The organism is Priestia sp. ABM2_011 (assembly GCF_056158845.1).
The window spans coordinates 995,283-1,019,366 of record NZ_JBSWUB010000001.1 but is presented as its reverse complement, the minus strand read 5'-3'; the positions used below and the strand labels follow the sequence as shown (position 1 = coordinate 1,019,366).

24 protein-coding genes and 5 tRNA genes are annotated in these 24,084 nt (G+C 38.5%); 4 read left to right on the top strand and 25 right to left on the bottom strand.

Annotated features, from left to right (window positions below; genetic code table 11):
• Positions 1-10: 10 nt before the first annotated feature.
• The 20 genes from ACXAE4_RS05405 to ACXAE4_RS05310 all read right to left on the bottom strand — a co-directional run bounded on the left by ACXAE4_RS05405 (position 11) and on the right by ACXAE4_RS05310 (position 16,692).
• Positions 11-808: a DUF92 domain-containing protein gene (locus ACXAE4_RS05405; RefSeq protein ID WP_028411619.1), complete on the bottom strand. Its 798-nt coding sequence runs from the start codon at positions 806-808 to the stop codon at positions 11-13.
• On the bottom strand, positions 795-1,361 hold the full coding sequence (locus ACXAE4_RS05400) for a 5-formyltetrahydrofolate cyclo-ligase (protein ID WP_028411620.1): 567 nt from the start codon (positions 1,359-1,361) through the stop codon (positions 795-797). Before ACXAE4_RS05400 ends, ACXAE4_RS05405 begins: the two co-directional genes overlap by 14 nt.
• 48 nt (positions 1,362-1,409) lie before the next feature.
• On the bottom strand, positions 1,410-1,559 hold the full coding sequence (gene rpmG / locus ACXAE4_RS05395; protein WP_475235611.1) for a 50S ribosomal protein L33: 150 nt from the start codon (positions 1,557-1,559) through the stop codon (positions 1,410-1,412).
• Positions 1,560-1,801: 242 nt separating this feature from the next.
• Positions 1,802-4,081 carry a sugar phosphate nucleotidyltransferase gene (locus ACXAE4_RS05390; RefSeq protein ID WP_154973100.1) on the bottom strand — a complete coding sequence of 760 codons (2,280 nt, stop codon included), beginning with the start codon at positions 4,079-4,081 and terminating at the stop codon, positions 1,802-1,804.
• Positions 4,078-6,396: a glycosyltransferase gene (locus ACXAE4_RS05385; protein WP_028411622.1), complete on the bottom strand. Its 2,319-nt coding sequence runs from the start codon at positions 6,394-6,396 to the stop codon at positions 4,078-4,080. Before ACXAE4_RS05385 ends, ACXAE4_RS05390 begins: the two co-directional genes overlap by 4 nt.
• On the bottom strand, positions 6,389-6,883 hold the full coding sequence (locus ACXAE4_RS05380) for a DUF4912 domain-containing protein (RefSeq protein ID WP_028411623.1): 495 nt from the start codon (positions 6,881-6,883) through the stop codon (positions 6,389-6,391). The genes ACXAE4_RS05385 and ACXAE4_RS05380 overlap by 8 nt, the downstream gene beginning before the upstream one ends.
• A 67-nt stretch (positions 6,884-6,950) precedes the next feature.
• Positions 6,951-7,157 carry a hypothetical protein gene (locus tag ACXAE4_RS05375; RefSeq protein ID WP_141483538.1) on the bottom strand — a complete coding sequence of 69 codons (207 nt, stop codon included), beginning with the start codon at positions 7,155-7,157 and terminating at the stop codon, positions 6,951-6,953.
• A gap of 119 nt (positions 7,158-7,276) precedes the next feature.
• Positions 7,277-7,936, bottom strand: a complete 660-nt coding sequence (gene phoU / locus ACXAE4_RS05370; protein WP_013059193.1) for a phosphate signaling complex protein PhoU — start codon at positions 7,934-7,936, stop codon at positions 7,277-7,279.
• 22 nt (positions 7,937-7,958) lie between these two features.
• A complete protein-coding gene (gene pstB / locus ACXAE4_RS05365) occupies positions 7,959-8,756 on the bottom strand; it encodes a phosphate ABC transporter ATP-binding protein PstB (protein ID WP_370506071.1) in 798 nt (265 codons plus the stop codon).
• Positions 8,757-9,146: 390 nt separating this feature from the next.
• Positions 9,147-9,275, bottom strand: coding sequence for a hypothetical protein (locus tag ACXAE4_RS05360; protein ID WP_255256887.1), 129 nt, complete (start codon positions 9,273-9,275; stop codon positions 9,147-9,149).
• 126 nt (positions 9,276-9,401) lie between these two features.
• Positions 9,402-11,579, bottom strand: a complete 2,178-nt coding sequence (locus tag ACXAE4_RS05355) for a peptidoglycan D,D-transpeptidase FtsI family protein (protein ID WP_028411624.1) — start codon at positions 11,577-11,579, stop codon at positions 9,402-9,404.
• A gap of 161 nt (positions 11,580-11,740) precedes the next feature.
• Positions 11,741-13,018, bottom strand: coding sequence for an MFS transporter (locus ACXAE4_RS05350; RefSeq protein ID WP_028411625.1), 1,278 nt, complete (start codon positions 13,016-13,018; stop codon positions 11,741-11,743).
• A gap of 129 nt (positions 13,019-13,147) precedes the next feature.
• Positions 13,148-13,756: a superoxide dismutase SodA gene (sodA, locus tag ACXAE4_RS05345; RefSeq protein WP_014458213.1), complete on the bottom strand. Its 609-nt coding sequence runs from the start codon at positions 13,754-13,756 to the stop codon at positions 13,148-13,150.
• A 197-nt stretch (positions 13,757-13,953) separates the two neighbouring features.
• A tRNA-Ser gene (locus tag ACXAE4_RS05340) sits at positions 13,954-14,046 on the bottom strand.
• Positions 14,047-14,057: 11 nt separating this feature from the next.
• Positions 14,058-14,134, bottom strand: a tRNA-Ile gene (locus tag ACXAE4_RS05335).
• A gap of 3 nt (positions 14,135-14,137) precedes the next feature.
• Positions 14,138-14,212: transfer RNA gene (locus ACXAE4_RS05330), tRNA-Asn, on the bottom strand.
• 40 nt (positions 14,213-14,252) lie between these two features.
• Positions 14,253-14,326 (bottom strand) — tRNA-Met (locus tag ACXAE4_RS05325).
• A gap of 1 nt (position 14,327) precedes the next feature.
• Positions 14,328-14,402: transfer RNA gene (locus ACXAE4_RS05320), tRNA-Asn, on the bottom strand.
• A gap of 62 nt (positions 14,403-14,464) precedes the next feature.
• Positions 14,465-14,950 carry a DUF456 domain-containing protein gene (locus ACXAE4_RS05315; RefSeq protein ID WP_028411626.1) on the bottom strand — a complete coding sequence of 162 codons (486 nt, stop codon included), beginning with the start codon at positions 14,948-14,950 and terminating at the stop codon, positions 14,465-14,467.
• An 86-nt stretch (positions 14,951-15,036) separates the two neighbouring features.
• Entirely contained in the window at positions 15,037-16,692 is a 1,656-nt protein-coding gene (locus ACXAE4_RS05310; protein WP_028411627.1) for a Na/Pi cotransporter family protein, read from the bottom strand.
• 227 nt (positions 16,693-16,919) lie between these two features.
• On the opposite strand from ACXAE4_RS05310, the gene ACXAE4_RS05305 reads away from it, so the two are divergent.
• Positions 16,920-17,696 (top strand): DUF1189 domain-containing protein, encoded by a 777-nt coding sequence (locus tag ACXAE4_RS05305; RefSeq protein ID WP_475235606.1) that lies wholly within the window; start codon positions 16,920-16,922, stop codon positions 17,694-17,696.
• A 151-nt stretch (positions 17,697-17,847) separates the two neighbouring features.
• Here ACXAE4_RS05305 and ACXAE4_RS05300 read toward each other — a convergent pair whose 3' ends face one another.
• On the bottom strand, positions 17,848-19,059 hold the full coding sequence (locus ACXAE4_RS05300; RefSeq protein ID WP_028411629.1) for an MFS transporter: 1,212 nt from the start codon (positions 19,057-19,059) through the stop codon (positions 17,848-17,850).
• A 76-nt stretch (positions 19,060-19,135) separates the two neighbouring features.
• Here ACXAE4_RS05300 and ACXAE4_RS05295 point away from each other — a divergent pair, with 76 nt between their 5' ends.
• Complete coding sequence (locus tag ACXAE4_RS05295) at positions 19,136-19,468, top strand: hypothetical protein (protein ID WP_028411630.1); 333 nt, start codon at positions 19,136-19,138, stop codon at positions 19,466-19,468.
• A 151-nt stretch (positions 19,469-19,619) separates the two neighbouring features.
• Entirely contained in the window at positions 19,620-20,723 is a 1,104-nt protein-coding gene (ispG, locus tag ACXAE4_RS05290) for a flavodoxin-dependent (E)-4-hydroxy-3-methylbut-2-enyl-diphosphate synthase (protein WP_201763664.1), read from the top strand.
• A gap of 36 nt (positions 20,724-20,759) precedes the next feature.
• On the opposite strand, the gene ACXAE4_RS05285 is transcribed toward ispG, so the two are convergent.
• Positions 20,760-21,125, bottom strand: coding sequence for a G protein-coupled receptor family protein (locus ACXAE4_RS05285; RefSeq protein WP_028411631.1), 366 nt, complete (start codon positions 21,123-21,125; stop codon positions 20,760-20,762).
• Between the two features lie 259 nt (positions 21,126-21,384).
• On the opposite strand from ACXAE4_RS05285, the gene ACXAE4_RS05280 reads away from it, so the two are divergent.
• Positions 21,385-21,960, top strand: a complete 576-nt coding sequence (locus ACXAE4_RS05280) for a 5' nucleotidase, NT5C type (protein WP_028411632.1) — start codon at positions 21,385-21,387, stop codon at positions 21,958-21,960.
• Positions 21,961-21,990: 30 nt separating this feature from the next.
• Here ACXAE4_RS05280 and ACXAE4_RS05275 read toward each other — a convergent pair whose 3' ends face one another.
• Genes ACXAE4_RS05275 through ACXAE4_RS05265 form a run of 3 tightly spaced genes read right to left on the bottom strand, consistent with a single transcriptional unit; the run spans position 21,991 to position 24,019 of the window.
• Positions 21,991-22,404 carry a Fur family transcriptional regulator gene (locus tag ACXAE4_RS05275; RefSeq protein WP_013059207.1) on the bottom strand — a complete coding sequence of 138 codons (414 nt, stop codon included), beginning with the start codon at positions 22,402-22,404 and terminating at the stop codon, positions 21,991-21,993.
• Positions 22,401-23,243 carry a metal ABC transporter permease gene (locus ACXAE4_RS05270; protein WP_475235603.1) on the bottom strand — a complete coding sequence of 281 codons (843 nt, stop codon included), beginning with the start codon at positions 23,241-23,243 and terminating at the stop codon, positions 22,401-22,403. Before ACXAE4_RS05270 ends, ACXAE4_RS05275 begins: the two co-directional genes overlap by 4 nt.
• Positions 23,240-24,019, bottom strand: coding sequence for a metal ABC transporter ATP-binding protein (locus ACXAE4_RS05265; protein ID WP_028411634.1), 780 nt, complete (start codon positions 24,017-24,019; stop codon positions 23,240-23,242). The genes ACXAE4_RS05270 and ACXAE4_RS05265 overlap by 4 nt, the downstream gene beginning before the upstream one ends.
• Between the last annotated feature and the right edge of the window lie 65 nt (positions 24,020-24,084).

Sequence of the window (24,084 nt, the reverse complement as noted above, 5' to 3'; positions counted from 1 at the left end):
TTTTATGCTCTTATATAGGTAAAAGCAGGATAAGGATTCCGCCTGTAAAAGCAGCAAGCAAAATAGCGGCAAGATTCACAACATCATTGTTAAAGAACGTTATTCCTTTTTCTTTTACGGTTGGCTTGCCGCAATGATCTTTCCGTTCCGTTTCAATACCGCAGCTTTGACAGCGAAAGCGAACTTGCACACTTGCTCCAAGAAGAGTGTCTATAGCGTTTCCAATAAAACCAAAGCACCCAACTAGCAATATACTACTCAGCGATACGGATGGAAAAGCAAAATAACAAGCGGCAGCAATAAGAAAAGTTCCGGCTGCTCCGGCTGCTGTACCTAAAAGTGAAACGGCTCCTGAAGTACCCGCTTCTACTCTCTTTAACGTCCAAATGTAAAACGGCGGCTTCTTACTAAGAGACCCTATTTCAGATGCCCATGTGTCAGCATTAGCAGCTGAGATACTAATCATAAACATCCACATGTAAACAGGCAAAGCTGTTGCAGCATATAACAAACCGCAAGCAGCAGCTACACCTCCATTAGCAAGGACTTGAATGTAATCTCGCCTGTCGTGCTTCTCTAGCTTTTCTTCTAATGCGCGTTTTTTTTCTTTTTTATACTTACTACACAACGTAGAAGTGCTAAAAAATAAGAGTAAGAGTAAAAAACCTTGAAGCGAAAAACCGATATAAACGCTCGCTCCTACGATGAAAGACATGCAGGCTCCCGATACTGTCAGTGCTTTTGCTATGTAGCCCGCTCCTGCCATGAGTAATATCACGATTATCATGACAGCATCAAACGGATTCACAGCAAATAAGCTCCTTCTCTGTCAAAATATATTCAACGGGAATATCATGAGATTCATATGGAACCTCTGAAACGACTTGACAATCAAACGCAAGGCTTAGCTTCTGTCCGGTATAATCTGTTAAATAACGATCGTAATAGCCGCCTCCATAGCCGATACGATATCCATTCTTGCTATATACCACGCCAGGCACAAGGAGTAAATCAATTGAAGATTTTGAAACGGGAACCGTTTCTTCAACAATTGGTTCGGCTAACCCGTAGTACACTGTTTCAAGCTGTGAAAAATTCGTAATCTCGTAGAAAACCATTTGAGATGTTGTGGGGTTGCATTTTGGAACAGCTACTTTCTTTCCATCTTTCCAAGCCCGTTCAATGATGGCTTTCGTATTAACTTCTTTATTTCTTGAAACCGTAGCTGCAATGACTCTAGCCTCTTTCCATAAACAAGTTTCATACAGTGCATTTGCTATGCTCGTTGAATGTGCCTCGTGCTGCTCTTCAGAAATTAAATTAAGAACGCGCTTCATCTCTTTGCGCAGATGAGATTTCATTTTAATTCCCCCCTATAAAAAAAAACAGCAGGATTGTACTCCTACTGCTTACTTTGTTTCACGATGAAGTGTAACTTTTTTAAGTCTTGGGCTGTATTTTTTTAACTCAAGACGATTTGGGTTATTACGCTTGTTTTTAGTTGTAATGTAATTACGGTCACCAGTTTCAGTGCAAGCTAATGTAACGTTTACGCGCATCTATTTTCCCTCCAAACATTATAAACATAAATCAGACTTTAATATAATATCATTTTTCGAAAGGAAATGCCAGTCTGTTTTTTTGAAGAAAGTCATTTAATTTCATTTCTTCACTTTTTCTTTCCTCTTAGAGTCCTGAGCTCCTTCTCTGCTACGCCTTATACATAGATGAAGTTTCTTAAAATAGGCGGAACTCTTTTTATGAGAGGCGTACTTCCTTTCTTTTAAATAAAATCCATTATTTACACTCTTTGATATTCTTGTATTTTTTCTACAAAATATGCCGACAGCTTCTTGGCAGTCTGAGTGTTTAACGCCTCTGAATAAATATTTAATACAGGCAAGTGACCATCGGGCAAAATAAGCGTCCATTCATGAGGATCATGGTAAATTTTTAAACCATCAATGACATACACTTGTTTACCGATTGCTTCTTCTAATAACTTCTTCATCACTTGTTCTTGAATTTCTAGCGGACATGAAATATAGCGCCAGTTCATATAAGCGTGGGGGACATATTGAATCATTTCAGAAATTTTCCGCTGCTGCACCATAATTAATTCGATCAGCTGACATAAAGCGTACATGGCATCTAACTGAAATTGAACAGGCCCCAAAAGACTAAGCAAATCACGTTTTTTTGCTTTTGTCCTCATAAATGATTGATTGAGAGATTGAGCAAATGTTTCTAATGTGGATGAATAGTGTATAGGAATAGGAACGAATGCTACTTTTTTTGTCATGTATACGCTATAAATATAAAGCGACATAATTTCTGAGTCATTTACGCTGCAGCCTTTTTCATCATATAGAGCAAATGTTTCTCCATCTTCTTTAATCTGAATACAAAAAGACAGCTTATTTCGTTTAATTATTCGTTTGGTTTCTTCTGTTTTCTCCCACTTGTTTAAAAATAACACATGGATACGAAGACGCTTACATAATAATTCGACAACTTCCTGTATAAACGGTGAACAAATCACACCAATCCGCGTACTGTCTTCTAATAAAATATGCTGATTAATTGATTTTACTAAAGCATCACAATATTCTTCCCTGATATTTCCTATGCTTGTTTCTTTAAGTGAAACAGAAGTCGTTATGTTTGCTTTTTTAGCTTGAAGATACATCCGCTCAATCTTTTTTTCAATAAGCTGATTAACTAATTGTCCTTTATTATCATATATTTCTAAAAATAGACCGCTGTTTTTGCTATCCACACCAATATAAATACCAATGCTCGCTTGTGAAGTCATCATGTAATATCGAAATACCGGAAGAGCTTCTTTTTTAATATCATACACAGCTGAATGATTACTCCGTAAAAAAGAAAAGCATTCTTTGCGAAGTTGAGTGGCTTCTCCTTCATCATCGCTTGCTAGACAGAACGATCCTTGATGTTTGCATACAAGTAATAACGCATTGTATAGTCTTTCTCGATCAACAGATGAATGTACATACAGGCGACCGTTTTTGAAGATAGAAACATCTGGTTTTACAGAAAGGTGAGGTAGCACTTGATTTTCAGCTACTGTATCTTGGACATACGTAGTCATCGCTTGAACATTTACATACGGACCTATCGTAGCGTTGTATAAAAACGATTCTGCCCCCACCGTTACGTTTTGAAGCAAAATCGTTTTATCGATTGCAGCATGTGCTTCTATGATACTATTGGTTCCGATAATCGTGTAAGGACCAATTGAAGCACCTTTTCTAATCACCACATTTTCTCCTACGTAAACCGGATCGTAAACAGTCACCCCTTCTTCTATAAGCGCGGCATCTGAGACAATACTTTCCTGTCTATCGCCAAACCACTTGCTCCACAGATCATAGTGTGCTTGACGATAATGGTGGATTTGCCCAATATCAATCCAATAATCCTCTGTTACAAAACTGCACACAGTATGATTATATTCCAAAAGAAGCGGGATAATGTCAAAGCTAAAATCTGTAGGACCATAAGAATTCACGTAATCAAGAACGGATTTTTTGATCACATACACTCCCGTATTAATCAATCGGCTATTGGCCTGTTCGTAGGTCGGTTTCTCTACAAATCCCGTGACTCGATTCCCTTCATCTATCGTCACCACTCCATAACCCCGCACGTCGTTTACTTCTTTTGTAACAATAGTCATTTCGCTTTTTTGTTCATAATGAAAATGAATAACGTCTTGAAGATTAATTTCTGTTAAGGCATCTCCACTAATAATAATACAGTCTTCCTCAATAAAGGCCTCTGCTCGCTTAATTCCGCCCGCTGTTCCAAGAGGCTCTTTTTCGATAAAATAAGTAAGCGTCACTCCCCACTGAGAGCCATCCCCAAAGTATTCAATAATTTGTTCATGCCTATACTGCAGCGTAATCCCAATCTCTGTAATTCCATGTTTCTTAAGCAGTTCAATGCTATATTCCATCACAGGTTTATCGTAAAGCGGCAGCATAGGCTTTGGAATCGTGTAGGTCAAGGGCTGCAGTCTTGTTCCTTTACCGCCAGCAAGTATAATGGCTTTCAATTTTTTGCCTCCCTCCTTTTTTTATCCTGGCAAATGTGATGTTGAAACAGCTTACTTGTATCGATAGCGATTTTCTCCCAGCTAAACATCGTTGTTGCTTTTCTATACCCATTTTCGCTGATTTTCGCAGCTATTTTTTCATTTTTTAACAAAAATTCAATACAGTTGATTAATTCGAGCGTATCTCCTCTGGCAAACGTCAGGCCCGTGTCGAAATGTGAAACAATATCGCTTAGACCTCCTGTATCGGCAACGATGGTTGGCTTCTTGGCTACCATCCCCTCTAAAGCCACAATTCCAAAAGGTTCATATAGACTTGGAAAAACAACCATTTTGCAAGCTTGAAGAAGTTGATTTCGTTCGTTATCGGTAATGTATCCAATAAAATACACGTATTTGTCTAATTGCTTTTCACTTACCTGTGTTCGAAATTCATGAAGTAAAGGCCCTTTTCCCGCCACAACAAATTGAACATCTATTTGTTTTTTCTTAAATAGTTCCGCTGCTTCAATAAATAGCTGAAATCCTTTTTCATATACAATTCGTCCAATTGAAAAAATAATAGGGGCCTTTCTAAAATTATATTTCTTTTGTAAACTTTCTTTTAACCGTTCATTTACTGCGTCGACTACCAGCTGCTTGTCAATTCCATTTGGAAATATAGCAATTTTATCCTGTTCTACGTGAAATAAAGTGATTAATTCTTTCTTCATATAGTCGCTGCAGACAATGATTGAGCTTGATTGTCGAATCAGCTCCTCTTCTTGCAAGTGAATTTTCTGCTGCATGTCATTATGAATACCATTATTGCGCCCATGTTCTGTCGCATGAATGGTCGTAATTAGCGGCCTATCCGTTTTATCTGCTAAACATTTTGCTGCGGATGCAACAAGCCAGTCATGAGCATGAATAACGTCAAAAGACAGCTTGTAGCCTAACTGCAGTCCTCTAAGAGCCATAGCCACGTTCAAACTGTTTACCCATGTCAAAAAATCCGGATGATGAGGCTGCAGGCTTTTAACTCTGTAAACGTGAACACCGTATAAACGTTCATATTCCGGCAGCCCCTCTACATACGTCGTTAATACACTAACGTGATGGCCCGCTCTAGCTAACGCTCTGGATAAATCAAATACATGTCGTGCAAGTCCTCCGATAACTAGAGGAGGGAATTCCCATGCAAGCATTAAAATGGAGAGACCGCCTTTATATTGATTTACTGATAAAGCCGACGGCTCTATCTCTTTTACAGGGTATAAAAAAGAACTTCCTGAAAGAAAACTGTTTTCACTATCCATCCTTGGATTCTCTTCGTGACAGAGAAAATCAAACAGCTTTATTTGCCTTTCGTATTCACCTCTGACTTTTTCAAAAGTATAAAGCCAATCGCTGCTACTTAAAAGGAGCCACTGTCGGTAGATGGCATTCACCACGCTAGGATGTTTAAAATCGATCACACCTAGCATCGCCTCTGACTTCTGTACGGTTGAAATAAACAATTCATTGTTCTCACTGACAAATTCGGCGCTTTTTGTTGCACCGTAGAGTGCAAGAGTTTCGTTTTGATGAAACTGTATATCCCTCGCGTAATCTAAAGGATATTGAAATGTACCGCTTGCTGCTTGCATTCGCTGAAAGCCAAGCGTGTCCTTCGCTTTCAAATCCAAAACAGCGCTCGCTTTATTCATTGTTCCTTCCTCAACTTGTTTTCCTTGCTTAGGATATGGAAACAAGATAATACCAGCAGGGGACTTTTTTAGTTCATCTGTTGATGACTTCACAAAGGTATAGCGCATTTCATGAGATTTCAGGAGCATATCTACTTGATGAGTATACTCTCCTTGCTGTATAAAAAAACCGACGGGCTTTTTTTCAAAAAACTGTTGAAAAACACGTATTGCTTCTGTAATTTGGAGATTTAATGTTTGTTCTGTTTTAAGGATGGAAACGAACGCGTTCGTTACGGTAGTAGGAATACATTCCATCATGTCATGCTGAAAGAAATATTTGCAGGCTGAGAACAAGCTCCCGTCCCACTTTTTTAAAAAAGTGAGTGCTCTCTGATGCTGCCGGCTTGAAAACTGGTGTAAATACTGAGCGTAACGAGTATTAAACTCCTCGTCGTTTAATACGTTCAAAAATACACAAGACATCACAGCTGTTGCACCTATCAATTTTTCAGACTCAATTTGATCTAAAAAAGGGATGAATTCGTTCGTTACTTGTTCAAACAGCGGATACTCACTCTCTGCTTGAAGTACATGTAGCAACGGATAATGCATATAAGTTAAAAGAATACAGTCATCACTATTCATATTGCTTCTTCACCTGCTCCAAGTCATTTGAATATAAGGAATATGTGCTAAATTCATTTTGAACACCTTGGTGAACTTTTACAGGTTCGTACATCCAGCTCAACGACTTTACATTCACTTGTTCATGCTGTTCTTTCATCAAATAAACCGGATTCGAACGAAGAAGGGAAAAAAAACTTCCTTCTTTATCTTGAATACCAATATCTATTACATACGTGCGCTCACTTTCCAAGCTATTCATAAACATGAAGTCTTGCTTAGGAGTAAGACCCTTCATATAATAGCGGTTTGATTCATGGCCGTTAAAATGAAGGCCTGTTATATCATACGTACACATAGCTAGATTCAATTCTTCCCATCGTGTCGAAAACATACTTTCTACCATGTCTCGAATATGCTCTGAAAACGACCAGTGAACATAAATACGAGATGAGTCAAGCTGAGTAGCTATACACACATTTAAGTTTTGAATAAGATTAGGAGCCACTGTTTTATCACTTCGTTTCTTAGATTGTTTTTTCTACATATAAATGCCGTATAAACTTATTAACATCTTACCATTCAGAAAAAGTTGCCACAATAAACGCAATTTGTCGATTTGTGTTAAAAAATCCAGCCCAGCAAATTGGATGCATGAGCCCGTATGAATCGTTTGTTACACCGCTGTTGATTTCCGTGCAAAATGTCGCTTTCCGAGGGCGGCGATGAGCCTCCTCGTCGCTTCCGCTTTTCCTGCAGGAGTCTTTGCCCTTCCCTCTCATTAACAGCTAGAAGCAGCTACATTAAACCTACGTTTCTCGATACAATGAAAAAAATCCGAACGATTCATCGTTCGGATCTTCCTTCAACTAAAACACTTTTGTCCCAGCCTCTTTTTCCACTATTCATTTAAATCGTAGCGTTTGCCTTTTACAAGGTAAAATACGCTTTCTGCTACGTTAGTGGTATGATCAGCCATACGCTCTAAATAACGGGCTACAAATAAAAGCTGTGTAATTTGGTTCATAGCCTCCTGCTTTTCTTTAGCAAGACTTAAAAGTTCTTTAATTGTTATTCCGTAAAGCTCATCCACTTGATCGTCCATTTCCGCTACTTTTTTAGCCAACACAAGATCTTCTTCGTGATAAGCTTTTAACGAAAGGCTCAGCATTTCAATCGAAATATCGTGCATTTTCTTTACATGTTCTAACGGCTTAATTAATTCTTCGTTTCCAATTCGTATAGCTGATTTTGCTACATTAACGGCAAAATCTGCCATACGCTCAACATCCGAAGCAATTTTAATTGCCACAATAATACGTCTTAAATCAATAGCCACGGGCTGCTGCTTTGCAATCAGTAGGATAGCTAGGTCATTAATTTCTTCTTCTAAGTCATCCACGTATGAATCACCGTCGATAATTTCTAGCGCCAGCTCAACGTTACTTGTTTGCAACGCTTCAATTGATTTTGATAACGCCTCATGCGTTAAGCGCCCTATTTCTAATAATTTTTCACGTAATATCTTTAAATCACCATGAAACTTTTCGCGTACAACCACTCATCCCATCTCCTTGTATGTCTTAACCGAAACGACCTGTAATATAATCTTCTGTGCGTTTATCAGATGGCATTGAGAAGATTTTATCTGTTTCTGCGTACTCTACCACTTCTCCATTTAAGAAAAATGCTGTTTTATCTGAAATACGTGCCGCTTGCTGCATATTATGTGTAACAATAATAATGCTGAAGTCTTTCTTTAATTCTTGTACTAACTCTTCTACTTTTAATGTCGAAATTGGATCGAGTGCAGAAGTAGGCTCATCCATTAAAATAACGTCGGGTTCAATAGCCAAGCAGCGCGCAATACAGATACGCTGCTGTTGTCCACCTGACAACCCATTCGCATTTTGATTCAAACGATCTTTAACTTCGTCCCAAATAGCTGCTCCTCGTAAACTTTTTTCAACAATTTCATCTAGTTTTTTCTTGTTGCGAACGCCATGAATTCTTGGACCGTACGCGATATTATCATAAATAGATTTTGGGAACGGATTTGGCTTTTGGAAAACCATTCCTACTTGCGTGCGCAGCTCTTCCACATGGTACGATTTATCAAAAATATTTTTTCCTCTATACTCAATTTCACCTGATGTACGGACAATTGGCGTCATTTCTACCATACGATTTAACGTTTTAATATATGTTGATTTTCCGCAGCCTGATGGACCGATGATTGCGGTAACTTCGTTAGCATGAATGTCTAAATCAATATTTTTTAAGGCATGTGTGTTGCCATACCATAAATTCAAACCTTTTGTTTTATATACAATTTCTTTTGTTTGCGGAGTATTTACTTTTTCTTTGTTAGTCAATTCCATTGTTATTGCCATTGGATAATCCTCCTTCATCGTCTTTAACCGTTTTGAGCACAATAAAAGTCTCTCTATGTCTATTTAATATCTATTGTTTACTATTAGTGTAAATACATACGAGAAGCCGAACGCTTCCCCTTATTTTGATCATTTCTATTAATCCTTACACTTACAGAATAATAGCCGACTATTAATTGTGTTTTAACTCAATGTAAAGCTTTTGTAAACGAAGGCCTATCTGCGTGTTTTTTAGGTAAAAAACTAGTTCTTACGACCCTTAAATTCAATAAAAAACCATATATGTAAAGATTTCTAACAAAAAAAAGAAGAGGTTGAGACATAACTAAATTAATTTGATATAAAGACAAGTAAATTAGATAAATAAGCCAGTACGAATCACTTCTGACACCACTGTTGATTTCCGTGCAAGCAGGCGGCCGGTGAGCCTCGTTGTCGCTTCCGCTCCTGCGGGGTCTCACTTCTTCCGCTTTTCCGGCAGAAGTCTTCGCCCTGCCCTCCAATCAACCGCTTAAAGCACCTACTTACATGAAATCTACGTTCACCCTCTCAATAAAAAAATCCGAACAGCGTTGATTCTTAATCAACGTCGTTCGGATCTTACTTCAACTAATATGCTTTTTCCCAGCCTCTTTAATTGGCGTCGTTTGCAATGACAGCCTGTTGATTCTCTTCTTGATCTTTTACTTCTTGTTCACCTTTTTTCTTTAAATCAAAATACGTATCGAGCGCAGAACGAGCAAGCTCTTTTGTAATGGTATTTGGTGCACTTGGCACAAATGCCGATGGTACCACGACAGCTACTGCAATTTCAGGATCATTTGCCGGAGCAAAGGCCACAAAGTTTGAATTATTAACTTTAATTGGATCCCCTCCGCTTGGGTTTTTCTCATAGGCTTGTGCCGTTCCAGATTTACCAGCAGGATTATAGTTCGCTGTATGGAAAGCTGCGTACCCTGTACCGCCTTGTTCCTGCGTAACCCGTTTAAAGCCATTTTGAACATCTTTAATGTATTCTTCTTTCATCGTGATACGATTTAACACATCAGGTTCAAATGAATGCTGCGTACCGCCAATTTCATCGATTTTTATTGTTGGCTTTCGGATTTCTTTTACTAGCTGCGGCTTGATGCGATACCCTCCATTAGCTATTGCAGAAGTATATTGAACAAGCTGCAGCGGCGTGTACGTATCATACTGGCCAATTCCTAAATCAAGCGCTGTACCTGGAACATTGCTTCCGCCTTGTACACCTGTTGATTCGTTATCGAGGTTTATGCCTGTTGATACGCCTAAGCCGAACTGACTGTAGTACGAACGCAGTTCGCTGAATGTGTCAGGTTTAATCGGTAAAGTCATGTTCTTGTGGTACTGTAATCCAGCCATCGCCATTACCGTTTTAAACATAAATACGTTGGATGAATATTTTAACGCGGATGAATACGTTAAGGGTCCTAACCCCTCAGCCTCAGCTGATTTCTTAATTGGTGTTCCTTTAATTTTTAACGGTTCATCAACGAACACTGTGTTTGGCTTAATAGCTCCTGAATCTAAGCCAGCTAGAACCGTTGCCCCTTTTACAACAGAGCCCATTGTATAAGATGTTGAAATATTCCCTAGTGCAAAATCTTCTATTTTAGGTACCCCAGTCTTCTTATCAATGGTGTATTTTTTACCTGCCATTGTTAAGATTTCTCCTGTGTGAGGATCCATCATAATCACAAAAGCACGGTCTAAAAACTGCGTTCCTTTCATTTTCTTTTTGGCTAAAAGCTGGTCCGTAATTTGTTTTTCTACCGCTTTTTGAAGCTCCATATCAATAGTTAAAACTAAATCACTGCCGCGTTCGCCTTTCGACACTTGAATTGTATCAAGGAGATTTCCTTTATCATCTGTTACATACTGGACTTTTTCTTTTTGACCGCTGAGCTGAGCTTCGTATTGCTTCTCTAAATAGCTCGTCCCAACTTGGTCATTTCGACTATAGCCTCTTGATAAGTAATACTGTACTTTATCTTTGGGCAGACCCTCGTTGGCAGAGGATACATTTCCAAGCAAAGTACGGAGAGTGCTGTTTTCTGGGTATGAGCGATCCCAATACGTTGTTGTATCAACACCCGGAAGTTCATCTAAATGCTCACTTACAACGGCATACTCTTCATTTGTCACACCGCTTTTAACAATTTGCGGGGTGCTAGAATAACCTGCCTCCATTTGGCGCTTAATAGCTAGAACTTCTAAATCACTCTTTAAACTTTCTAAATCTTTTTTAGAAATGCGGTCTAACTGACGTTGATACAGTTCGTCATCAGTCATTTCACCATCTTGAACTTTTTTGCGATCAGCTTTCGTAATTTTCTGCTCCGCTTCTTTAGGGTGAAGCATAATCCAATAATCCTTCATGTCGCGTTCTGTAATTTTTACCACGTTTTTAGCATCTTTATTCTTTCTATTTTCTGGAATATCAATCACATTTGTGGTGTAAGGAACATCGATCATAGTGGCTAACTTTTTAGCGATGCGCAGCCTTTCTTCAGCTGTATTTCCTTGAAAACGAGTATATGTAATCGTATTTAAAGAGGTATTATCTACAATTACGCGGTTATACCGATCGTACATTTTCCCTCGAGGAACAGGCGTACTGACTGTAACGTCCTGTGTTTTTTCGACTTCTCGTTCGTAATTCTCACCGTACACAATTTGAACAAGTCCCAACCGCAAAATTAATACGGAAAATAGGGCAAATACGGTCAAGAAAAGTAAGTTCACACGAAAAGGCACGTGACTTTTTCTTCTTTTTTTCTTTTTCATACCAACACCTACACTTTATAAAACATATATACCATAACACCATAAAATCAGACATTTAGCAAATAAATAGACACCTGGCAGGTGCCTATTTACACAACGTATTTATTCTAAAAGAAAAGCGAGGCATTTTCCATAGTACAAATGAAGGAGCTAATAATACTCTAAGCTGGAGACTCTCCGTCTCCTTCATTTAATACTGGAGGAGTAACAGTCGTTTCTTTTTTGTGCAGAGGCTGTGAGATATGTCTTACACAAAAATAAATGATCGTATGCCCTGCTCCAACAATAGCTAATAAAATGGGAATACTTTTTGCTTCATCAAAAAATAGTACGGCTATTAAAAATAAAGATATGGAAACGACCCGCCCAATATTCAGAAATACTTCTCTGACAACAATGTATTCGATTCTTTTTGAAACAACGTCCTTTGCTCGTCCAATCACATCGTACGTTAGAGAAATGAATGGAACCAACAAAATAGGATAGGCAATAGCAATACAAACAGCATATATAATTAACTTTGGATACGATAAGTTAAAGATAAGCAAAAAGACTGCTCCATAGAGAAGGAGGCCCCCGGTGAAAATAAATCGAAGGCGATTTTTTTGCTTAATAAATCTTGAGGCTACATAGTATCCTACAAACGCCACCGCTGAATTCACCAGTCCATAAGTTCCTAAAGCTAATTCACTTCCCGTCGTAATAAATACCATGACGGATACGACAAAAATGAACGTACCTTCACGCAATCCTTGAAAGAAATGAGCCTGTAATATTCGATTCCAGTCTTTGTTGACTTTTCGTTCAGCCCACACTTCTTTAAATTTGTATACTCCTTCAGCTGCGCGTCTTGTAATAAAAAAACTAAGCACAACGGCACCGACAAACAATAGCAGAGATACACCAAACACAATTTTATACCCAAGTGATTCATACAAAGCGGAAATAACAAAGCCCGCTCCTAAAGGACCAATCATCCCTGCAAAAGAGTTTAAGATCCCTAAAAATCCGTTAAAAAAGTCTCTTGTATCAGGTTCTGTAATTTCAAAAGTTAGCACATTAAAAGCTAGCCAATAAAAGCCATATCCTATACCCAGCAGTCCACCAAGCAATACTAAATACTCGGCTGCGTTAGCTCCACTGACCAATACAGCGATATAAAAAACAGCTAAAAAAGATACGCCTAACCTTAAAACCACAACCCGGTCAATTCGTTTGGCCCATTTACCTGCTAAAATAAACGTAAGCGGCTGAAGCACCACTACCGCTAAATTATAAATAGCGAGATCCGAAAATTCGCCTGATTGTTTCCACAGATAAATGTTAACAAACGAATTGGAAATTGAAATAGCCAAGGCATAAAGACCGCCTATAATTAAAAGCAAAAGTAAATCTTTACTAACTTCTATATCTCCAACTACTTTTTTTAATAAAGGCATATCAAAAAACTCCTTTTCTCTTCTACACCTAGTGTGTGAAAAAGAAAAGGAGATATGTAAAAGAATTGGAAAACAAAAAAGCCAGTAAAGGTAATAATTACTTTACTGGCTCTTAAATACGTCTTCAGCTTATTTTGCAGCGTCGTAACGCTTAGCAACTTCGTCCCATTTTACAACATTAAAGAATGCTGAAATGTAATCTGGACGGCGGTTTTGATAATTTAAGTAGTAAGCGTGCTCCCAAACGTCTAGACCAAGAATTGGCGTTTTGCCTTCCATTAATGGGCTATCTTGGTTTGGTGTGCTTGTTACTTCTAATTGGCCGTTGTTTACAACTAACCAAGCCCAGCCAGAACCGAAGCGAGTTTTAGCTGCATTTGCAAATTCTTCTTTGAATTGATCAAAGCTGCCGAATTTGCTAGCGATAGCGTCTGCTAATTCACCAGTTGGAGCACCGCCGCCGTTAGGGCAAAGGATTGTCCAAAATAATGAGTGGTTCGCATGACCGCCACCGTTATTGCGTACTGCTGTACGGATATCTTCAGGAACAGCATCTAAGTTTGAAATTAACTCTTCAATACTTTTGCTTTCTAAATCCGCTTTGCCTTCAACAGCAGCGTTTAGGTTTGTAACATATGTGTTGTGATGTTTTGTGTGGTGAATATTCATTGTTTCTTTGTCGATATGTGGTTCCAGTGCATCGTATGCATAAGGTAGTTCTGGTAATTTGTAAGCCATGAATAATTCCTCCTTCAAAATATGTAAGCATTTTGGCGCAAAAGCACCATATACGTTTAGATTAGCAAATTTACCCTACTCTTTCAAATAAAAAGTACCTAATCCATGATTTATATTTACCTAATTCCCATTCGCTATTCTTTTAAACATAAAAAAAGCTTCTTTTTCTCAAAAGAAGCTTTGAATAGACAATAGTATGGCGGAGGAAGAGGGATTCGAACCCCCGCGGGCTTTAACACCCCTGTCGGTTTTCAAGACCGATCCCTTCAGCCGGACTTGGGTATTCCTCCAACCCTATAAATGGTGGACCCTGCAGGACTCGAACCTGCGACCGGACGGTTATGAGCCGTCTGCTCTAACCAGCTGAGCTAAGGGTCCACGTGGCTCCACAGGTAGGACTCGAACCTACGACCGATCGGTTAACAGCCGATAGCTCTACCACTGAGCTACTGTGGAACAATATGAATTATGTATGTCACAAACGTAAATTGGAAAATAGCGGCGGAGGGGATCGAACCCCCGACCTCACGGGTATGAACCGTACGCTCTAGCCAGCTGAGCTACACCGCCATGGCTCCACAGGTAGGACTCGAACCTACGACCGATCGGTTAACAGCCGATAGCTCTACCACTGAGCTACTGTGGAACAATATAACATTTACTAGCGACATTAAAAATTTAACATGTTTCTGGCCTAAAGTCAATATATTATTTTAAAACAGCGTATAAAAAATAGGCAATCATCAACAGTTGAATAAATCCTTTCGAGATAGCGCCACTAAAAAAGCCAATAACCGAACCTACTCCAATTTTTACTGCGTTGCTAATTGTGGTCCGATGAACAATCAGTTCTCCTACAATCGCTCCGATAAACGGCCCTAAAATAATTCCAAATCCCGGAATAACAAACGGACCCACAAGCAATCCAACTGTACTTCCCCAAACGCCTGCTTTAGTGCCTCCGAATTTTTTCACACCAATAATATTAGCGATATAGTCTGCTAAAAAAAGTGCGACAACTAACAATCCTTGTATCACCCAAAATAACCAGCTATAGGAGCTAAAATCATAAAATAAACCGTATATAACAAATCCTAGCGCTACAAATAGCACGCTTGGGATGATGGGATAAACCAACCCAACAAACGATACAACAAAGCTAATGATAACTAATGCCCAACATAAAATAGCCATGCCCGCACCTATCCTTTTTATTATTACTATTTATCATACAATAACCACTCTTATAAAGAAAGGCCTTGCATGAGCAAGGCCTTTCTTTATTTTACCTTTGAATATGTCTTTAGATAGCGATCTCCGAGTACCGCTTCCGCAATATTAACAGCATGATCTCCAATTCGTTCTAAATTGCTAATGATATCGACAAAAACAATAGCAGCAGAACCTGTACATACATTTTCATTTAGACGTAAAATGTGCTTCTTACGAAGCAGACGCTCCATTGCATCAATCTGCTCTTCTTTTTGAATGACCTGGACTGCTTTTTCTCTATCTACTTTTTCTAAAGCAAAAACAGCTTCTTTAACTGTTACAATAGTCAATTCGAACATATCAGCTAAGTCGGTATTAGCTTCTTTTGTCATTCTCACCTTATTTGTAATTTGATAATCAACAAGTTCAATGATATTTTCAAAATGATCGCCAATACGCTCAATATCTCGCGCAGTATCTAGAAGCACAGAATGCTCTTCGCTTTCAGCTTCTGACATGGAAGAGCGGGATAACAACACTAAATAATTCGTGATTTTTTTATCTAAATTGTTAATGGCATTTTCAATTTGCATAGTAGCATCAGAATGTTTAGGATGGCGCGTCTTCAAATAACTATTGGCTTCTTCTAACCCAATCGTCGCGAATTCTCCCATACGAATAAGCTCTGCTTTTGCCTGCCCAAGAGCAATTGAAGAAGACTGTTCAATAAAAATAGGATCAAGATGTTTAGGTTTAAAGTCTATAACAGCATCTTCACCAGGAATCAGCTTTGTAACAATTAACGCAAGCAGACCGATAAGAGGGAACTGAATAATTGTATTGGTTGTGTTAAAGAGACCATGAGCAAATGCAATCGTCATTTCTGGGTTTAAGCCCATCGTCTCTCTCAAGTACTCCACAAGACGAGTAAATAACGGCAAGATAATTAAAAAGATAGTTGTACCAATTAAGTTGAACATTACGTGCGTTAAAGCAGCCCTTCTTGCTGCCACACTTGCCCCGATTGAAGCTAAAATAGCGGTAATAGTCGTACCAATGTTGTCTCCAAACAATACAGGCAGCGCGGCATGTATATCAATAGCGCCCTGTCCAAAAAGTTCTTGTAGAATTCCGATAGTAGCGCTAGAGCTTTGCACAATCACCGTAAATAAAGTGCCAATTACAACTCCTAAAATCGGATTATCACTCATGCTTACAGTTAAATCATGAAACTGTTGAAGTGAGCGAAGCGGCTTCATCCCGCTTCCCATAAGCTCTAGACCAAAGAATAACATTCCAAACCCAAAAGCGATTTGACCAAAATTTTGAACAGGTTTACTTTTAAAGAAAAAGAGTAAAATCGCTCCCACTGCGAGAATAGGAAGAGCGTAGCTCGAAATGTCAATTCCGATTATAAAAGCTGTAACTGTCGTACCGATATTTGCGCCCATAATAACCCCTATAGCTTGGCGCAAAGTCATAAAACCGGCACTTACTAAGCCTACCGTAATAACAGTGGTTCCTGAGCTGCTCTGAATAAGAACGGTAACCAGAATACCTGCTAGAACTCCCATAAACGGATTAGTTGTGAATCTGTCTAAAATATCGCGCAATCTATCTCCTGCTGATTTTTGCAACCCATCTCCCATGAACTTAATCCCGAATAAAAAGATTCCGAGTCCACCGATAAATTCAAAAATCATTTTTTGAACATCTAGTTCCAAACACCTCAACTCCTTGATTTTTTTCTAACGACATAGAGAAGTCCCCACTATTATTAACGAATCTTAAAAGCACTGTAAACGTTTTTACGCTAATGTTTACAATAACTTAACAGTATATTTACATTGTAATTGGAAACGATTTCTAGAATCTATTGTAAACCTTGAATTTCCGCTATAGAATAAATTATAGTTAGAATTTTTTAATAAAAGGAGGGTTTACAATAATCATGTTAAAAAAGATGGGATGGAGTCTTACTTCTTTTCAAAAAATGAGGTCTCTTCGCTTTGAGCATACAAACAAAACCATTGGCTTCATATTGTTTTTAACACTTATTTCTTTGCTGCCTACATTTTTCTTTATGACGTTGACAATTGTAAACGGCTATCACATTGCTACAACAGAGCTCCCGAAATCTGTTTCTTCTTTTTCTATTTCAAATTCACAGCTTACGTCAAGCCAACCTTTCACAAAAAAAGTAAACGGTACCGCTTTTATCTTAGACCCCTCACAGTCTATTGAACGGTTTCATTCCCCTGCTCATGGAATTGGTTTTTTAAAGGATGGAATTTACATCACGACTAATTCACAAACACAAACGTATTCATATGAGTTGCTAAACTGGCATCATAAAGATAAAAATGAACTGTCAAACTTGCTGCACGAACAAAAATTTTCTTTATACATACTTGTCCCTATCGCTATGCTTTTACTGTACGTATTAACATCTGGACTAAACTTCCTTTCTATTACCTGCCTTGCTTATCTTGGAAAACTGATTGGACTCATCACTAAGAAGCAGCTTCCTTTCAAACAGCTATGGGCACTGAGCGCTTATAGTACGGTAGCCTTCACGCTGCTTTATACGCTTTTTGAAGCTTTTTCTTTTTCTCTAGCAACACATAGCTCTCTTTACTGGATAGGAACGTTCTTCATTTACTTATTGCTCGTCACAAGGGTTCCTATGAGAAAAAAGGTAAAACCTAATAAAGCGATTGAAACATAACGAAATGAATCCAATCAACCGCTAGAAGCACCTACATACATAAAATCTATGTTTACCCTGCCAATGAAAAGCTCCGAACGAATTTAATTCTTGATCAAGAATCAAATTTGTTGGGAGCTTCTTCAACTAACATACTTTTGTCCCAGCCTCTTTATTTCTGTACAACTTTTCTTCTCCCCATTGCAGAAGAAAAAATTTTCAACTGATACAAAACCCACAAACCTCCTGCTGCGAGCAAACTAAAGCTATAAATAAACATCAGCCTTTCAGTATGCATCCACACTTCAAAAACAACGGGTCCCAACGCTACTCCTAAAAATCTCACCGTTCCATAAATGGATACAATAAATCCTCTTTCTTCGTCTGAAGCCGCTGAAGTAATCATCATATTAATACAAGGAAGAACAAATCCTAAGCCGCCAAAGGCGACTGTCAAACAAAACATCAGCACAGGAAGCGTATAAATCACCGTTAATACTCCAAACATTACGAATAAAAGAATCATTCCTACTATCATCAATTTTTTCATGAGCACTACATCTGTTTTGATTCGCTGACCGGTCCAATAAGAAACGAGCGTCATCGCGCCAAGAGGAAATAAAAAAGCGGTTCCTTTGAAAAAACCGTCTATATGATACGTTTCCTCTATTAAAAAAGATAAGTAATATAAAATGCCAAATAATAAAAACAACCCCAGTCCCCCGACAAAGAATAAAGGAAAAAGCGATTTTCTTTTATCATAGACGATCCCAATGGCTCTCTTTAAATACTCTCCAACAGATACTGAATCTGAACCTGTTTTCGCTTCTCTCACATACATGGCTATACCTACTAAAGCAGCACCTGCAGCTAAAGGATACACAAAAAATGCGGCATACCATACAACGAGTGCCGCCGTTGCTCCAATTATAGGTGCAACCACTTTTCCAGCTCCATTATATACTTCTAAAATCCCAAGGACTTTTGCTCTTTTTTCCCCTGTAAATACATCTCCAGTTAATGCCATTGCCAACGTTGTAGTACCAGCAGCGCCAATCCCTTGAATCACTCTTCCAGCCATCAACACAGCAAAGCTTCCAGAAGAGACCAAAGCGCTACTAGCAGCGACAAGGCTACCGATTATCATCACGATGAGGGAATACATAATTAATTTTTTACGTCCATATCGATCTGATAAAATTCCTACCGCAGGAATACACAATGCAGCCGGAATCGAAAATACACTCAGTATCAAACTGGTTTGGACTCCACTTAAGTGAAGTGACTTTTGAATGCTTGGCAGCAGAGGAATGAGCATGGAATTTCCCAGCACCATGATTAAAGGCAATAAGCCTAATGAAACAATCATTAATTTTTCTTTCAATTTTCGTTCTCCAATCATATTTAAGTAAGACAAGCATAGGCTTTACACATAAGCAAAAGAATGAAGGAGGAGCATAATGAAAAAGCTATGTGCATTAGCCGCTTTCGCTTTTATCGGATATATTTGTCACTACGACATTAAATACGGGACCATTCCTACTGCGACTGAAGCAGTTCAAGTCAGCAAAGCGCAGCCTGCAGAAACAAAAGCCGCCAGCTCTTCTTCCACCTATACAAAAATAAAAATTAAGCCAGGCGATACAGTTTTGTCCGTCATTGAAGAGCTTACAAAAAAATCGATACCGGTTTCTATGAACCAAATGATTAAAGACTTTAAGAAGTTAAATAACGGTACAGCGCCTGAAGATATTCAAATTGGAAAAACGTATAAGTTCCCTATTTACAAGTAATGACAGCATTCTTCTTGTCAAGATGGGATAGTCATTGTTAAAATAGCTAAGGTAGTACTTTCTACTAGTTATTTTGTTCATAAAGAGTTATTCTATTAATGAATTCAAATTCTTGATTTCATTTTGAAGGAGAGATTATCACGTGAGTGAAATTATACATCGTACAAAAACACGCCCCGTTAAAGTTGGAGATTTAACAATTGGGGGCAGTAACGAATTAGTTATTCAAAGTATGACAACCACTAAAACACATGATGTTGAAGCAACGGTTGCAGAAATTAAACGTTTAGAAGAAGCAGGATGCCAAGTTGTTCGTGTTGCTTGTCCAGATGAGCGCGCAGCAGATGCAATCCCTGAAATTAAAAAACGCATTAACATTCCATTAGTTGTAGATATTCATTTTGACTATCGCTTAGCGTTAAAAGCAATTGAAGGCGGAGCGGATAAAATCCGTATCAACCCAGGTAATATTGGACGCCGTGAAAAAGTGGAAGCTGTTGTAAATGCTGCAAAAGCTAAAAATATTCCAATTCGTATTGGAGTTAACGCCGGTTCACTGGAAAAACGTATTTTAGATAAATACGGCTATCCGACAGCAGATGGCATGGTAGAAAGTGCACTTCATCACATTAAAATTTTAGAAGACCTTGATTTCCATGACATCATCGTTTCAATGAAAGCATCCGATGTTAACTTGGCAATTGAAGCATATGAAAAAGCTGCTCAAGCTTTTGACTACCCTCTTCACTTAGGAATTACAGAATCGGGTACATTATTTGCGGGAACTGTAAAAAGTGCAGCAGGTCTTGGCGCTATTTTGTCTAAAGGAATCGGAAATACATTACGTATTTCTTTAAGTGCGGATCCTGTAGAAGAAGTAAAAGTTGCACGCGAGTTGCTAAAATCATTCGGTTTAGCTTCCAATGCTGCAACGCTTATTTCTTGCCCAACTTGCGGACGTATTGAAATTGATTTAATTAGCATTGCTAATGAAGTTGAAGAGTATATTTCAACTGTAAAAGCACCGATTAAAGTAGCGGTACTTGGCTGCGCTGTAAACGGTCCTGGCGAAGCTCGTGAAGCTGATATCGGGATTGCAGGAGCACGCGGTGAAGGTCTTCTATTCCGCAAAGGTGAAATCGTACGCAAAGTTCCGGAAGAAACAATGGTTGAGGAACTAAAAAAAGAAATTGATAAAATTGCTGCTGAATATCACGCAAAGCAAGAAGCTGAAAAAGCTGCAGCTAAATCATAACCAAAAAAAGCGAGGCGCATATGCGCCTCGCTTTTTTTATGAAAAGAACGGTAATATAAACGTACCGACAATAATCGATACAACTCCGATCCCTATTGCCCATGCTCCTAGCGTAAGTGCTCCTTTTCTGCGTGCGATAAACCCTAGAATAATCCCAGCGGCACCAAGAATAATTGGTAAAAAGAATAGTGAAAGAATCGAAAGCACGAGTGCGAAACGACCGTATCCCGTTCCTTCTCCTTGTCCAGCGACTTCATGATTGCGATTGCGGTCAATATCTATAACTTCACGCTCTGCATGTGGCTCTCCTACTCGGTAAGGAACGCCCACTTCAGCTGCAGTTTCTTCCATGAAATCAGCTTCATATACATCTTTTCTACGCCTTTGTTCTTCATTCTCCATGCTTAATCCCTCGCTTTCGTAAATAAGGAGCATTTATAGTATCTGAATGCGAGAAAAAATTATAAGTGTTAATCTTATACAGCTGCTCATTTTCTTGCAAAAATAGATACCTGCACGATTCCCACACCGTATAATCATCCTTATCTTTTTTCTTAAGGAGTATAAAAAGTATTACTGTTTCTCTTTAGGCTTTATGTTACACTAGACAAGAATAATCAAGCACCTAAGCAGAATAAACGTATTAAAGGAGTGCACGTAGTTGACAAAAAAGTTTGGAATTGACATTGATGGAACTGTTACCTCTCCTGAAACTTTTGTTCCTCATTTAAATAAAGCCTTTAACTTAAATTTAACACTTGAAGATATTACAGAATATGATTTCAGCCCTTTTGTAAATGTATCACCTGCAGAACTCGGGAAATGGTTTAAAGCAAATGAACGCTCTATTTACGAAACCTCTCCACTTGCAGACGATGCAAAAGCGGTTTTGCAAAAGTGGCATCAAAAGCACGAATTATTCTTTATTAGTGCAAGGCACGATCAGCTATTGGACGTCACGGAAGAATGGTTTCAAAAAAATGAGCTATCGTTTCATCACATTGAGTTAGTCGGCTCTCATTTTAAAGTTGAGACAGCAAAACGATACGATGTTGATATCTTTTTTGAAGACAAACATGATAATGCTTGTGAAATCAGTGAAGAATGCAATATTCCCGTTATCTTATTTGATACTCCTTATAATCGCTTACCTGTTCCAAAAGGAGTGGTTCGCCTATATAACTGGCTAGAAGCAGATCAGTGGGTAGCCGACTGGTTAAAAGAACAGCAAAAATAAAAAAGAGAGGTGCATAGCACCCTCTCTTTTTTATTGATTACATTCTATACATTGACCGTAAATTTCGAATTTATGGCCTGTAATATTATACCCTCGCAAATCCTCGTCTACATACTCCATCGGACAAGCTTCAATTTCTTTTGTTTTTCCACAATCTAAACAAATGAAGTGGTGATGATGATGAGCAGTTGCACATTTAAATCGAAAGTGCTTTTCGCTCGAAAGCTCCGTCATTTCAAGTACGCCTAACTCCACAAATAATGATAAATTACGGTAGATTGTATCAAAACTTAGACCAGGATAATCAGGCTTCATATATTCTAATACATCTTTTGCCGTTAAGTACTTATTTGATTTTGAAAACAAGGCAAGCATTTCTTCACGTTTTCCTGTATGTTTATATCCTTGATCTTTTAATAAATGAATGGCTTCAGTTAAATTCATTTTTGTTTCCCCTTCCGTCCTTTATTAATCATAATAGATATGATTAAAATAACAACAGCAATGACAACAATTGTACCGCCTGGTGCTAAATCCAAGTAGTACGCTGAAAATAATCCGCCTAAAACAGATATTTCACCAAAAATCACCGAAAGCAGAATCGTTTGTTTAAAGCCTCTAGCTAAGCGAATGCTTGCTGCTACAGGAAGAGTCATAAGCGATGACACCAATAGAATACCGACGATACGCATCGATACAGCAATGACAAGAGCAACCATCACGATAAATAAAAAGTGCATCCACTTCGATTTAATTCCAGAAGCAGAAGCATGCTCCTCGTCAAAAGATAAAATAAATAATTCTTTATATAAGAAAAAGACAATAGCTATTACAAATACGGCTATGACAACAACTGTCCAAATATCCGAACGACTAACTGCACTCACGCTTCCAAACAAATAATTCATTAAATCATTATTAAAACCGTCTGCCAGCGAGATACAAATTGCACTAATACCAATTCCGCCCGATAAAATAATCGGAATGGCCAGCTCTTGATAGTGCTTGTAGACCCCTCGAAGCTTCTCGATAAAAAGAGCCCCTGTAACGGAAGACACCATTCCTAAATAGACGGGGTTCACTCCTTGCATAAACCCTATTTTCTGACTAAGAAGCAAGCTCGCAGAAATTCCGGCTAGCGTCACGTGACTTAACGCGTCTGCAATTAAAGAAAGACGTCTTACTACGATGAACGTGCCCAATAAAGGAGCTAAGACGCCAATAATCATACCTGTTAAAAATGCATTTCGCAAAAACTCAAATTGAAATAAACTGCTTATCATACGTGCTGCCCTCCATGATGATGATCATGGGTTAACACATGAACATTATGACCATAAAACATAGATACGTCATGTTCACAAAGCTGTTCGAATTCTTTGGCATTCCCATGAAAGTGTAAAAATTTATTTAAACAAGCAACGTGGGTTACTTTTTCCGAGACAGTTCCAATATCGTGAGTAACAAGCACAAGCGTAATTCCTTTTTCTTTATTTAACTTTTCAAGAAGCTCATAAAAAGTGTACACATTTTGTGCATCCACTCCGACCGTAGGCTCATCTAAAATCAACAGCTCGGGCTCACTTACAAGCGCGCGTGCAATAAAAATTCGCTGCTGCTGACCACCGGATAGCTCTCCTATGTTTCGATTTAAAAATTCGCTCATCCCCACTGCTTCTACCGCTTCTTTTACTTTTTGTTTATGAGAAGCATTCATAAAGCGAAACAAACCTAGTTTTGAAGTAAGGCCCGTGGAAACCACTTCAAAAACGGTAGCAGGAAAGCCGCTGTTGAAACTATTCGCTTTTTGCGATACATATCCAATTTTACTTCGTTCTTTAAACCTTCTCTGATCTTTTCCAAATAAACGAATTGAACCTTGAGATGGTTTTTGCAAACCAAGCAAACATTTAATTAGCGTTGATTTCCCAGAACCATTTGGACCAACGAGCCCCAAAAAAGCTCCTTTTGGAATTGAAAAACTTATATCTTCTAATACATTCACTCCATCATATTGAAATGATAAATGATCAATTTCAATGATATCAGGTGTATTCATATGCGCCTCACCATTCTTTTTTTATATTTCTCCATACAAAAGAGGGCACGGTTTCTATCGTATAC

Excerpts from the sequence above, each read along its gene's own strand:
- ACXAE4_RS05400 (WP_028411620.1), bottom strand. The coding sequence starts at position 1,361 with ATGAAATCTCATCTGCGCAAAGAGATGAAGCGCGTTCTTAATTTAATT.
- rpmG (WP_475235611.1), bottom strand. The coding sequence starts at position 1,559 with ATGCGCGTAAACGTTACATTAGCTTGCACTGAAACTGGTGACCGTAAT.
- ACXAE4_RS05385 (WP_028411622.1), bottom strand. The coding sequence starts at position 6,396 with ATGAATAGTGATGACTGTATTCTTTTAACTTATATGCATTATCCGTTG.
- ACXAE4_RS05375 (WP_141483538.1), bottom strand. The coding sequence starts at position 7,157 with ATGAGAGGGAAGGGCAAAGACTCCTGCAGGAAAAGCGGAAGCGACGAG.
- pstB (WP_370506071.1), bottom strand. The coding sequence starts at position 8,756 with ATGGAATTGACTAACAAAGAAAAAGTAAATACTCCGCAAACAAAAGAA.
- ACXAE4_RS05355 (WP_028411624.1), bottom strand. The coding sequence starts at position 11,579 with ATGAAAAAGAAAAAAAGAAGAAAAAGTCACGTGCCTTTTCGTGTGAAC.
- ACXAE4_RS05350 (WP_028411625.1), bottom strand. The coding sequence starts at position 13,018 with ATGCCTTTATTAAAAAAAGTAGTTGGAGATATAGAAGTTAGTAAAGAT.
- sodA (WP_014458213.1), bottom strand. The coding sequence starts at position 13,756 with ATGGCTTACAAATTACCAGAACTACCTTATGCATACGATGCACTGGAA.
- ACXAE4_RS05315 (WP_028411626.1), bottom strand. The coding sequence starts at position 14,950 with ATGGCTATTTTATGTTGGGCATTAGTTATCATTAGCTTTGTTGTATCG.
- ACXAE4_RS05305 (WP_475235606.1), top strand. The coding sequence starts at position 16,920 with ATGTTAAAAAAGATGGGATGGAGTCTTACTTCTTTTCAAAAAATGAGG.
- ACXAE4_RS05295 (WP_028411630.1), top strand. The coding sequence starts at position 19,136 with ATGAAAAAGCTATGTGCATTAGCCGCTTTCGCTTTTATCGGATATATT.
- ACXAE4_RS05285 (WP_028411631.1), bottom strand. The coding sequence starts at position 21,125 with ATGGAGAATGAAGAACAAAGGCGTAGAAAAGATGTATATGAAGCTGAT.
- ACXAE4_RS05275 (WP_013059207.1), bottom strand. The coding sequence starts at position 22,404 with ATGAATTTAACTGAAGCCATTCATTTATTAAAAGATCAAGGATATAAA.
- ACXAE4_RS05270 (WP_475235603.1), bottom strand. The coding sequence starts at position 23,243 with ATGATAAGCAGTTTATTTCAATTTGAGTTTTTGCGAAATGCATTTTTA.
- ACXAE4_RS05265 (WP_028411634.1), bottom strand. The coding sequence starts at position 24,019 with ATGAATACACCTGATATCATTGAAATTGATCATTTATCATTTCAATAT.